Source organism: Serratia sp. MF1(2023), from assembly GCF_030954545.1.
In the GTDB taxonomy this organism is placed as follows: Bacteria; Pseudomonadota; Gammaproteobacteria; order Enterobacterales; family Enterobacteriaceae; genus Serratia; species Serratia sarumanii.
In genome coordinates this window covers 127,076-139,515 of the sequence record NZ_JAVHUX010000038.1, presented here as the reverse complement: position 1 = coordinate 139,515, position 12,440 = coordinate 127,076, and the positions used below count along the sequence as shown (strand labels likewise).

The 12,440-nt window shown below is 62.1% G+C and carries 8 protein-coding genes and 1 pseudogene; 2 read left to right on the top strand and 7 right to left on the bottom strand.

Going from position 1 to position 12,440, the window contains the following annotated elements:
* Positions 1–63: 63 nt before the first annotated feature.
* The 4 genes and pseudogenes from REA38_RS18470 to argC form a co-directional block, all read right to left on the bottom strand.
* Positions 64–210, bottom strand: a pseudogene (locus REA38_RS18470) (argininosuccinate lyase); the annotation flags it as partial.
* Positions 211–278: 68 nt separating this feature from the next.
* On the bottom strand, positions 279–1,499 hold the full coding sequence (locus REA38_RS18465) for an argininosuccinate synthase (protein WP_019452247.1): 1,221 nt from the start codon (positions 1,497–1,499) through the stop codon (positions 279–281).
* Positions 1,500–1,524: 25 nt separating this feature from the next.
* Positions 1,525–2,298, bottom strand: a complete 774-nt coding sequence (gene argB / locus REA38_RS18460) for an acetylglutamate kinase (protein ID WP_033636427.1) — start codon at positions 2,296–2,298, stop codon at positions 1,525–1,527.
* Between the two features lie 20 nt (positions 2,299–2,318).
* Positions 2,319–3,323, bottom strand: a complete 1,005-nt coding sequence (argC, locus tag REA38_RS18455; protein WP_103773248.1) for an N-acetyl-gamma-glutamyl-phosphate reductase — start codon at positions 3,321–3,323, stop codon at positions 2,319–2,321.
* Between the two features lie 216 nt (positions 3,324–3,539).
* Between argC and argE the strand changes: the two genes are divergently transcribed.
* Positions 3,540–4,685, top strand: a complete 1,146-nt coding sequence (gene argE / locus REA38_RS18450) for an acetylornithine deacetylase (RefSeq protein WP_033649896.1) — start codon at positions 3,540–3,542, stop codon at positions 4,683–4,685.
* Between the two features lie 257 nt (positions 4,686–4,942).
* Entirely contained in the window at positions 4,943–7,579 is a 2,637-nt protein-coding gene (ppc, locus tag REA38_RS18445; RefSeq protein ID WP_033638623.1) for a phosphoenolpyruvate carboxylase, read from the top strand.
* Between the two features lie 109 nt (positions 7,580–7,688).
* Here the strand turns inward: ppc and metF are convergent, their stop codons facing one another.
* From metF to metB, 3 genes are all read right to left on the bottom strand, one after another.
* Complete coding sequence (gene metF, locus REA38_RS18440) at positions 7,689–8,585, bottom strand: methylenetetrahydrofolate reductase (protein ID WP_033649895.1); 897 nt, start codon at positions 8,583–8,585, stop codon at positions 7,689–7,691.
* 226 nt (positions 8,586–8,811) lie between these two features.
* The gene (locus REA38_RS18435; protein WP_041037513.1) at positions 8,812–11,247 is read right to left on the bottom strand and encodes a bifunctional aspartate kinase/homoserine dehydrogenase II; all 2,436 of its coding nucleotides are present in this window, start codon (positions 11,245–11,247) and stop codon (positions 8,812–8,814) included.
* Between the two features lie 2 nt (positions 11,248–11,249).
* Positions 11,250–12,410 (bottom strand): cystathionine gamma-synthase, encoded by a 1,161-nt coding sequence (metB, locus tag REA38_RS18430; RefSeq protein WP_308886390.1) that lies wholly within the window; start codon positions 12,408–12,410, stop codon positions 11,250–11,252.
* Positions 12,411–12,440 lie beyond the last annotated feature (30 nt).

Below are 12,440 nucleotides of genomic sequence, written 5' to 3'. Positions count from 1 at the left end.
GGTTTCCAGGCACTGGTACGGCGACAGCGCTTTACCGTTAACCGCCACAACGCGGCCTTTCTCAACGGACACGGTCACCTGCGCCTTCGACCAGGCCACCGAGCCCACGTTGTCCTGCTCCGCCAGGCGCTAAGGGAACCGCGGCGGATGGTGGAGGTGCGTGAAGCGCTGTTCCGCCGCGTGAGTGCACCGTCCGCCCCAAAGTGCCATATCTTACTCCTGAATTTTTATGCGAAAGGGCGCAGCATGCTGCGCCCTTGCAGAGTCACGCCAATCGATTATTTATTCTTTTTCTCGTTCAACGCGCGGATGCGTGAAGACAGAGAGAACAGGCGGATAAAGCCGCCCGCGTGGCTGTGATCGTAAACTTCGTCTTCACCGAAGGTGGCGAACTCTTCGGAGTACAGGCTGTTGGCGGATTTTTTCTGGGTCGCCGTCACCTGGCCTTTGTACAGCTGCAGCACCACTTCGCCGTTCACCTCTTCAGCCAGCGCCTCGGCGGAAGCCTGCAGCGAACGGCGCAGCGGCGCAAACCAGCGGCCGTCGTACACCACATAAGACATCTCCAGGCCCAGCTGCTCGCGCCATTTGAAGCTGTCGCGGTCCAGCACCAACTGCTCGACGGCGCGCAGCGCCGCCACCATGATGGTGCCCCCCGGGGTTTCATAGCAGCCGCGGGATTTGATGCCCACCAGGCGGTTTTCCACGATGTCGATACGGCCGACGCCGTGCTTGGCGCCCAGCGCGTTCAGGGTTTCCAGGCACTGGTACGGCGACAGCGCTTTACCGTTAACCGCCACAACGCGGCCTTTCTCAACGGTCACGGTCACCTGCTCAGGCTGGTCCGGCGCTTCCTGCGGATCGACGGTCCACACCCAGCAATCTTTGTTCGGCGCATTCCACGGGCTTTCCAGCACGCCGCCTTCGGTGGAGATGTGCCAGGCGTTTTCATCGCGGCTGTAGATCTTCTCCAGCGACGCGGTGGTCGGGATGTTGCGCTCTTTCAGGTAATCCAGCAGCGCTTCACGGGAACGCAGATTCCACTCACGCCACGGCGCCACCACTTTCAGCTGCGGCGCCAGCGCGGTGTAGGTGGTCTCGAAACGCACCTGATCGTTGCCTTTGCCGGTCGCACCGTGGCACAGCGCGTCGGCGCCCACTTTCAACGCCAGCTCGACCTGCGCCTTGGCGATGATCGGCCGCGCCATCGAGGTGCCCAGCAGGTAGCTGCCCTCGTACAGGGCGCCGGTCTGCAGCACCGGATAAACGTAATCGCGGATAAATTCTTCACGCAGATCGACCACGTGACATTCAGAGGCACCGGACTGCAGGGCTTTTTGCTCCACGCCTTCCAGATCGCTGCGCTCCTGACCGATGTCCGCCACGAACGCCACCACTTCACAGCCGCCGTAGTTCTCTTTCAGCCATGGAATGATGGCCGAGGTATCCAGGCCGCCGGAGTACGCCAGAACGATTTTTTTGATGCCTTGGTTTTGCATGATCTATTCCTTTCTAATTCTAAAATTAAGCGAGGATCCGGGTGCCAATCGACACACCGTTAAACAAAGCAGGAAGCTGATCGGCATGGCGCCAGCTGGCGATATCCACCGGGCGGCCGAGGGTGCGGGCAGCGTCGAGCGCCGCATTCACCTTCACCACCATACCATCGGTGATAATGCCTTGCGCGATCAGTTGTTCCGCTTTTTGCGCCGTCATTTCCGCAATGCGTTGCCCCTTGCCGTCGAGGATGCCGCTGACGTCCGACAGCAGGATCAGATCCGCCCCCAGCGTCGCCGCCAGCGCCGTCGCCGCCTGATCGGCGTTCACGTTCATTAACTGCCCATCGGCGGTGATGCCGATGGAGCTGACAACCGGCAGGTAGCCGGCGCTCAGCAGGGTATTGAGCAGCGCGGGGGAACCGGGCTGCGCGTTGCCGACGTGGCCCAATGCCGGATCGAGCGGGGTCACGACTGCGCTGCCGCCGTCCGCCAGGCTCAGGCCGACGGCGTTGATTTGGTGTTTAATCGCCCACGCCAGCAGCGTTTTGTTGGCGGTGCCGGCCAGCGCGCCGGTGATGATGTCGATCTGATCGGCCGGCGTGACCCGCAGGCCGTTCTTTTTCACCACCGGCAAAGAGAGCTGCTTCATCAGTTCGTCCACCACGCAGCCGCCGCCGTGCACGATCACCAGCGGGCGCTGATGCTGCTGCCGGTAGCTGTCCAGCGCGGTAAACAGACGCTCCAGCGCTTCTTCACTGTCTAATAACACGCCACCTAACTTGATAATTAACGGGTTCATTGCTGTTTACTCACGCTGGTTTAAAGGAGTGACTGGGTTTCCGGGAAGCCGAAACGGATATTCAGGCATTGCACCGCCTGTGCCGCCGCGCCTTTCAGCAGGTTGTCTTCCACCGCCACGGCGATCAGATGCTCGCCCTGCACCGCAAAACCGATGTCGCAGAACGGCAGCCCCACCACCGCTTTCAGCGCCGGCACGCCCTGGTCGTACAGCCGCACCAGAGGCTTGTCGTCATAGGCGGCGTGGTAGGCGGCGGCCACGTCCTGCGCGGTCACGCCGGCCTTCAGGCGGCAGGTGATGGTTTCAAGGATGCCGCGCGGGAAGTTGCCCAGGTGCGGCGTAAAGATGACCGGCACGCCCAGGTGCGCGGCGATCTCCGGCTGGTGCCGGTGGGTGAAAATACCGTATGGCTGCAGGCTCACTTCGCAGAAGCTGGTGGTCATGCTGGCCTTGCGCCCGGCGCCGCTGACGCCGCTGGTGGCGTTGATCACCGGCCACTGGTCGAGGTTCAGCAGCTGTTTTTCGATCAACGGTTTCAGCGCCAGCTGCGCCGCCGTCGGGTAACAGCCCGGCACGGCAATCAGCTGCGCCTGTTTAATCTTGTCGCTCTGCCATTCCGCCAGGCCGTACACCGCCTGCTCCAGCAGGGCGCCATGCTGATGCTCGAAACCGTAGTACTGGCTATAAAAATCGGCGTCCTGCACGCGGAAGGCGCCCGACAGGTCGAACACCACGCAGCCCGCCGCCAGGAAGGCCGGTGCGATATCGTGGCTGACTTCATGAGCGGTGGCGAGGAACACCACGTCGATGCCCTGCGCCGCATTGGCGACGTCGGTCAACGGCTGCAGCGGCAGATCGACGATGCCTTTCAACTGGGGATGGAGATCGGAAAGCAACTTTCCTGCATCTGCACTTTGCGCTGAAACCGCTAAAGCGGTTATGTTCATGTGTGGGTGGCGATTCAGGTAAGCCGTGAGCTCCGCTCCGGCGTAACCGCTGGCACCAACGATCAGCGTATTCAACATGTGGCCTTTCACCTTCTAAACTGACGTGCGGTCGCTTGCGACCCAGGTAACAGGGCTAGCCAGCGTTGTTGCGCCGTTCACCCACGGAGCCTGGCGTTGATGCTTTTATAAACATCCGGGTATCGGGTTCCCTTACGCGTCGGCTTACTGTATTTTTATTCAAAATAAATGCATGAATATTGATACTATCCTAACCAAAGGCTGTCAACAGTGAAGATGAAATTACCTCCATTTATTGAGCTGTACCGGGCGTTGATCGCAACGAAGTCGATCAGCGCCACCGATGCCGGCCTCGATCAGAGCAATGAGGCGTTAATCAACTTGCTGGCCGGCTGGTTTGCCGACCTGGGCTTTCGCGTCGACGTACAGCCGGTGCCGGAATCGCGCCACAAATTCAACCTGCTGGCCAGCATCGGCGAAGGCAGCGGTGGCCTGCTGCTGGCCGGCCATACCGATACGGTGCCTTACGACGAAGGCCGCTGGACGCGCGATCCCTTCACCCTGACCGAGCACGACAACAAGCTCTACGGCCTGGGCACCGCCGACATGAAAGGCTTCTTCGCCTTTATTCTGGATGCGGTGCGCGACATCGACGCGAGCAAATTGACCAAGCCGCTGTACATTCTGGCGACCGCAGATGAAGAAACGACGATGGCCGGCGCACGTTATTTCGCCGCCTCCACCGCCATTCGTCCGGATTTCGCCATCATCGGCGAACCGACCTCGCTGCAGCCGGTGCGCGCACACAAGGGCCACATGGCCAACGCCATTCGCATCGTCGGCCAGTCCGGCCACTCCAGCGATCCGGCGCGCGGCGTCAACGCCATCGATCTGATGCACGAATCCATCGGCCGCCTGATGGAGCTGCGCAAAACCCTGCAGGAGCGCTACAACAATCCGGCGTTCGCCGTGCCTTATCCCACCATGAACTTCGGCCATATCAGCGGCGGCGACGCGGCCAACCGCATCTGCGCCTGCTGCGAGCTGCACCTGGATATCCGCCCGCTGCCCGGCATGACGCTCGACAACATCAACGAGCTGATGCATCAGGCATTGGAGCCGGTGAGCCAACGCTGGCCGGGCCGCCTGACCATCGAAGAGCTGCACGCGTCGGTGCCGGGTTACGAATGCCCGACCGACCACCGCATGGTGGCGGTGATCGAGGAGCTGCTGGGCACCCGCACGCAGGTGGTCAACTACTGCACCGAAGCGCCGTTCGTGCAGCAGGTCTGCCCGACGTTGGTGCTCGGGCCCGGTTCCATCGATCAGGCCCACCAGCCGGACGAATACATCGACACCGCGTTTATCGAACCGACGCGCAAACTGCTGGGCCAGCTGGTCAATCACTTTTGCCGGCAGTAAACCCGACATTTAACAGGGGAAACGCGCTATGCTTCCCCTAACTCAAAATAAGTAGAAAACGGCGAAATAAGCCACGCTGATAACCGATGCGGCGTAATTAAATTTCAGAAAATGCGCCGATTTTGATGTTTTTTTGCTAAAAATAGTGTCAATTGACGATTGGACAGGAACGCGATGTGATCAGGCAGGCGGTCTGCGCCTGACGCGTGAAATTTATTTACAAGATAAAAATCATACAGAACTGGGTCAGGGGTTATATGAACGAACAATATTCGGCAATGCGCAGTAATGTCAGTATGCTCGGCAAATTGCTCGGCGATACCATCAAAGAAGCGCTGGGCGAGCATATTCTCGATCGCGTTGAGACCATCCGTAAGCTTTCCAAATCTTCACGCGCCGGCAACGAAGCGCATCGCCAGGAGCTGCTCTCCACCCTGCAGAACCTGTCCAACGACGAGCTGCTGCCGGTGGCGCGCGCCTTCAGCCAGTTCCTCAACCTGACCAACGTCGCCGAGCAGTACCACAGCATTTCGCCCAACGGCGAAGCCGCCAGCAACCCGGAAGCGCTGGCGCAGCTGTTCAGCCGTCTCAAAGACAAAAAGCTCAGCGACAAAGAGCTGCAGCACGCGGTGTCGCAACTTTCCATCGAGCTGGTACTGACGGCGCACCCGACGGAGATCACCCGTCGCACCCTGATCCACAAGCTGGTGGAGGTCAACACCTGTCTCAGCCAGCTCGATCACAACGATCTGGCCGACTACGAGCGCAACAAGATCATGCGCCGCCTGCGCCAGCTGGTGGCCCAGTCGTGGCACACCGATGAAATTCGCAAACATCGCCCTTCCCCGATCGACGAAGCCAAATGGGGCTTCGCGGTGGTGGAAAACAGCCTGTGGGAAGGCGTGCCGGCGTTCCTGCGCGAGTTCAACGAGCAGTTGGAAAACTCCATCGATTACAGCCTGCCGGCGGAAGCTGTGCCGGTGCGCTTCACCTCCTGGATGGGCGGCGACCGCGACGGCAACCCGAACGTGACAGCCGAAATTACCCGCCATGTGCTGCTGCTCAGCCGCTGGAAAGCCTGCGACCTGTTCACCCGCGATATTCAGGTGCTGGTCTCCGAGCTATCGATGACCGAATGCACCCCGGAGCTGCGCGCCCGCGCCGGCGGTGACGAGGTGCAGGAACCGTACCGCGAAATCATGAAGCAGCTGCGCAGCCAGCTGATGAGCTCCCAGGCCTATCTGGAAGGCCGCCTGAAAGGCGAACGCGTGCTGAAGCCGCACGACCTGCTGGTGAACAACGAGCAGCTGTGGGAGCCGCTGTATGCCTGCTACCAATCGCTGCAGGCCTGCGGCATGGGCATCATCGCCAACGGTCAGCTGCTGGATACCCTGCGCCGCGTGCGCTGCTTCGGCGTGCCGCTGGTGCGCATCGACGTGCGCCAGGAAAGCACCCGCCATACCGAGGCCATCGCCGAGCTGACCCGCTACCTGGGGCTGGGCGACTATGAAAGCTGGTCGGAAGCCGATAAACAGGCGTTCCTGATCCGCGAACTGAACTCCAAACGCCCGCTGGTGCCGCTGAAATGGCAACCGAGCGCCGACACGCAGGAAGTGCTGGAAACCTGCCGGGTGATCGCCGAAGCGCCGCAGGGCTCGATCGCCGCCTACGTGATTTCGATGGCGCGCACGCCTTCCGACGTGCTGGCGGTGCACCTGCTGCTGAAAGAGGCCGGTTGCCCGTTCGCGCTGCCGGTCGCTCCGCTGTTCGAAACTCTCGACGATCTGAACAACGCCGACGACGTAATGACCCAGCTGCTGAATATCGACTGGTATCGCGGCTTTATTCAGGGCAAACAGATGGTAATGATCGGCTACTCCGACTCGGCGAAAGACGCCGGCGTGATGGCCGCGTCCTGGGCGCAGTACCGTGCGCAGGACGCGCTGATCAAAACCTGTGAAAAAGCCGGCGTGGCGCTGACGCTGTTCCATGGGCGCGGCGGTTCCATCGGCCGCGGCGGCGCACCGGCGCATGCGGCGCTGCTGTCGCAGCCGCCGGGCAGCCTGAAGGGCGGCCTGCGCGTCACCGAGCAGGGAGAGATGATCCGCTTCAAGTTCGGCCTGCCGGAAGTCACCATCAGCAGCCTGGCGCTGTATGCCGGCGCGATCCTCGAGGCTAACCTGCTGCCGCCGCCGGAACCGAAGAAAGAATGGCGGGCGCTGATGGACGATCTGTCAGACACCTCCTGCCGGATGTATCGCGGCTACGTGCGTGAAAACCCGGACTTCGTGCCTTACTTCCGCGCGGCCACGCCGGAGCTGGAGCTGGGTAAACTGCCGCTGGGCTCACGCCCGGCCAAACGCAAGCCGAACGGCGGCGTAGAGAGCCTGCGCGCCATTCCGTGGATCTTCGCCTGGACGCAGAACCGCCTGATGCTGCCGGCCTGGCTCGGCGCCGGCGCCGGATTGCAGGAGGCGGTGAAAGCCGGCAAACAGGCGGAACTGGAGGCGATGTGTCGCGACTGGCCGTTCTTCTCCACCCGCATCGCCATGCTGGAAATGGTGTTCGCCAAGGCCGACCTGTGGCTGGCGGAATACTACGATCAGCGCCTGGTGGATAAATCGCTGTGGCCGCTGGGCCAACAGCTGCGCGATCAGCTGGAAAGCGACATCAAGGTGGTGCTGACCATCGCCAACGATGCGCACCTGATGGAAGACCTGCCGTGGATCGCCGAATCCATCGCGCTGCGCAACGTTTATACCGACCCGCTGAACGTCTTGCAGGCCGAGCTGCTGCACCGTTCGCGCCAGCAGGAGCAGCCGGACGCCCGCGTCGAGCAGGCGCTGATGGTCACCATCGCCGGCGTCGCCGCCGGGATGCGCAACACCGGCTAGTGAGCCTCATCGCGGCCCCGTTTATCGGGGCCGTTTTTTTATGTCTTGTCTTCCCCACAAAAAAAGGGCGCCGCGGTAAGCGATGCCCTTTTTCAATGAAACAGGCCTGTCAGGCGGCGGCCACCGGGCGCACGCCCAGCGTGTGGCAGATGGCGTAGCTCATTTCGGCGCGGTTCAGCGTATAGAAGTGGAAATCTTTCACCCCTTCGCGGCTGAGGATCTTCACCATGTCCATGGCGATGTTGGCGCCGACCATTTTGCGGGTCTCCGCATCGTCGTCCAGCCCTTCGAACATGCTGGTCATCCAGCTTGGCACCCGCACGTTGGTCATGGTGGCGAAGCGCTGCAGCTGCTTGAAGTTGGACACCGGCAGAATGCCCGGCACGATTTCCACGTCGATACCGGCGGTGACGCAGCGGTCGCGGAAGCGCAGGTAGCTCTCAACGTCGAAGAAGAACTGGGTGATGGCGCGGCTGGCGCCGGCGTCGATCTTGCGCTTCAGGTTGATTAAATCGGCCTGGGCGCTCTTCGCCTCCGGGTGCACTTCCGGGTAGGCGGCGACGGAAATGTCGAAGTCGCCCACGTCTTTCAGCAGCGCCACCAGATCGGTCGCGTACATGTCCGGCTTGCCGCCGCCCGGCGGCAAATCGCCGCGCAGCGCCACGATATGGCGAATGCCGCTGTTCCAATAATCGGCCGCGATGTCGCGCAGCTGCGCCGGGCTGGCGTCGATGCAGGTCAGGTGCGGCGCCGCCTCCAGGCCGGTGCGCTCCTTGATCCCTTTGATGATGCTGTGGGTGCGATCGCGCTCGCCGGAGTTGGCGCCGTAGGTGACGGAAACGAATTTGGGTTTGAGGATGCTCAGACGATCGATCGACTGCCACAGGGTCTCTTCCATCTCGCTGGTGCGCGGCGGGAAGAACTCGAATGATACGTTAATCTGGCCGTTCAACTCCGCCAGACTCTGATTCAGCGCTTCCCGCTGGTTTGCGTGGAAAAAACTCATACCCTGCTCACCTCTTATCAATCACTGTTTTTTTCATCTTGATGAGCGTCTATACGTTTAGACGTCTAGATAGAAAATGCCGCATATTGGCTAAAGAGTCAACAGGAAAATGAGGGGAATAAGATGATTAATCTTCACCCGCTCAACGAGGGAATTTCATGACGGCGGCAGGGATAAGTATGGCAGGAAAAGCAAAGGGGCGCGGTGAACCCGCGCCCGCAGAGGATTAAAGCAGCTGCGCCAACCGGTTAAGGTCTGACTGGATCGCTCCGGCGGTTACGTCGCGGCCGGCGCCCGGCCCGCGGATCACCAGCGGATTATCGCGATACCAGCGGCTTTCGATGGCGAACACGTTGTCGCACGGCAGCAACGAGGCCAGCGGATGCTCAGGACGCACCGCCTCCACGCCGACCCGCGCCTTGCCGTTGGCGTCGAAACGCGCCACGTGACGCAGCACCAGGCCCATTTCGCTGGCGGCCTCAAAGCGCTGCTGCATCTGCTGGTTCAGCGCCTCGCCGTTCTCGAAGAACTGATCGACGGAGCCCTGCTCGCAGCCCGCCGGCACCAGCGACTCGACCCGCACCTGGTTAGGTTCGATGTCGTAGCCCGCTTCGCGCGCCAGGATCACCAGCTTGCGCATCACGTCCTGGCCGGAGAGATCGACCCGCGGATCCGGTTCGGTCAGCCCCTGCTGCCAGGCCTGATCCACCAGCTCGGTGAACGGCACCGTGCCGTCATACTGCAGGAACAGCCAGGAAAGCGTGCCGGAGAAAATGCCGCTGATCGCCAAAATGCTGTCGCCGCTGTCGCGCAGATCGCGCACCGTGTGGTTGACCGGCAGACCGGCGCCGACGGTGGCGTTGTACAGCCAGTGGCGGCCGGTTTTGGCGAAGGCGTCGCGAATTTGGCGATAGGTATCGCTGCACGAGGCTCCCGCCAGCTTGTTGGCGCTGATCACGTGGAAACCGTAGCTGGCGAAATCCAGATACTGCCCGGCCAGCTCTTCGCTGGCGGTCACGTCGAGCACCACCAGATCGTCGAACGGGTGCGCGCGCATCCACAGGAACAGCGACTCTTCGTCGAGCGCCTGCGCCTCGTCCTCAAAGAACGCCAATGCGCGGCTGGCGTCCAGCCCTTCGTAGTTCAGCAGGCTGCGGCGGCTGTCCACCACCCCCGCCAGGATAAATTCGAAGCCGCTGCGCGCGGAAATATTGGTCTGCTCGCGGGCAAACAGCTCCAGCCAGCGCGACCCAATGTTGCCCTTGCCGAACAGCACCAGACCGATGCGCTTCTCGGCGCGGAACAAGCTTTGGTGCAGCCCCTGGATCAGCAGCGCGGTCGGCCCCTGGCGCAATACCGCCACCAGGCTGATGCCATCTTCCGCCTGCCAGATAAATTCGACCGGCTGATCTTTCAGCTGCTGATAGAAACGGTGGCTGTGCAGCGGGTTCTTGCACACCCCGGCGCCGACCATCGCCACCAGCGCCAACCCTTCGCGCAGGTGCAGTTCACCCGGCAGCGCCGAGGCCTGCAGGGTCGCCAGCGCGCTGTTGACCACCTCGGAGGTATAGCACAGCTGCACCCGATTGCGATCAGGATGGATGCCCACCGCCAGCGGTTTGATCTGCGCGCGCTTGAGCACCAGATCCAACTCTTTCTGCGCCAGTTTGAAGTCATGCTGAGCGGCGACGTGCAGCTCAATCAGACACACGTCATCGTGGCTGGTGACAATCTTGGCGCCGGTGCCGGACGCCAATACGCGCTCGATGCGCGTCGAGCCCTGCTCCGGCTGGTAGCTGCAGCGCAGCTGAAGATCGATATCGCTGCCGGAGACCGGCTGCAGGGTGCGGGTATGCAACACCGGTGCCGCCAGGCGCGCCAGCTCGCTGGCTTCGTCCAGGCGCAGCAGCGGCAGCAGGCAGGCGTCTTTCACCTTGCGCGGGTCGGCGCTGTACACCCCGGCCACGTCGCTCCAGATGGTGACGCGCGCCGCGCCGGCCAACGCGCCGACCTGAGTGGCGGAGTAGTCGCTGCCGTTACGCCCCAACAGCACGGTTTCCCCGGCGTCGTTGCGCGAAATGAAGCCGGTCACCACCAGGCGCTTGCCCGGATGTTGAGCCAACAATTGCTGCAGCAGCGGATAAGAACGGCCTTCATCTACCTGCGGCTGCGCGGCGCGCTCGGCGCGCAGGAAGTCACGCGCATCCAGCCAGGCCGCCTGCATATCCAGGTGGTTGAGCACCGCCGCCATCAGGCGCGCCGACCAGATCTCGCCGTGCCCGACCACTTCGGCATAGCACACCTCGTCGACTTTGCCGTCCAGCAGCACCGCCAGACGTTCCAGATCCTGAATGAACTCGGCGATCAGCGGCTCGGCGCTTTCCGGCGGCAGCAGGCCGCTGATAAGATCGCTGTGATAACGACGCAACGTCTGCTGCACCTGGTGCGCAGACAGGCGATCGCTCTGGCTGAGCTTCAGCCAGTTGATCAACTGGTTGGTGGTACTGCCGGCGGCCGATACCACCATCATGTCGCCCGGCTGGCTGTATTCCGCCATAATCCCGGCCACACGCAGATAACACTTCACATCCGCCAGACTGCTGCCGCCAAACTTGTGCAGTTGACGCCCACTCACCGGCCCTGCTACAGCAATTGCATTCATGCTTACCTCGTTGCCGCCGCCTGGAAAGCGCGTTCCAGATCGGCAATCAAATCTTCACTGTCTTCAATACCCACGGAAATGCGCAGCAGGCTCTCGGAGATGCCGGCCGCTGCCCGCGCCTCCGCCGCCATGCCGGCGTGGGTCATGGTCGCTGCATGCGAGATCAGGCTTTCTACGCCGCCCAACGATTCTGCCAGAGTAAACAGCTCAAGGGCAGAGAGAAAACGGCGCAGCACCGCTTCATCGCCGTCCAGTTCAAAACTCAGCATCGCGCCGAAACCGCGCTGCTGCCGGCGGGCGATCTCATGCCCCGGATTCTCCGGCAGGGAGGGATGATACAGCTTTTTCACCAACGGTTGCTGCTGTAAATAGTCAACAATCGCTTCAGCGTTTTGCTGCGCCGCCTTGATGCGCGGCGACAGCGTGCGCATGCCGCGCAGCAAAAGATAGCTGTCGAACGCGCCGCCGGTCACGCCGATGTTGTTCGCCCACCAGGCCAGCTCGACCGCCAGCTCGGGATCTTTGGCGATCACCGCCCCGGCCACCACGTCCGAATGCCCGTTCAGGTATTTGGTGCACGAATGGACCACCAGATCGGCACCGAGTTCGATCGGCTGTTGCAGGGCCGGGCTGAGGAAGGTGTTGTCCACCACCGTCAACGCGCCCGCCGCGTGCGCGGCGGCGCAGATCGCCGCGATATCCACCACCCGCAGCAGCGGGTTGCTGGGGCTTTCGATCAACACCAGCTTCGGCTTTTGCGCCAGCGCCTGTTGCAGGGCGGCTTCATTACCCTGATCGACAAACAGCACGCGATAGGCACCGCGTTTGCTCAGGCTGTCGAACAACCGATAGCTGCCGCCGTAGCAGTCGTGCGGCGCCACCAGCAGATCGCCGGGCTTCAGCAGCACGGTGGTCACCAGATGGATCGCCGACATCCCGCTGCCGGTCATCACCGCGCCGGCGCCGCCTTCCAGCTCCGCCAACGCGCGTTGCACCACGTCGCGCGTCGGGTTGCCGCGGCGCGAGTAATCATGGGCTCGGGGTTGGTTGAAGTTGGTAAAGTTATAGGTGCTGGACAGATGAATCGGCGGGACAACGCAGCCGTACTGTTCGTCGTCGTTCAGGCCGCTGCGTACGGCAATCGTGGCTGGTTTACGCGTCATGGGCTCGCTCGGCTCTCGGTTCGGTGAATG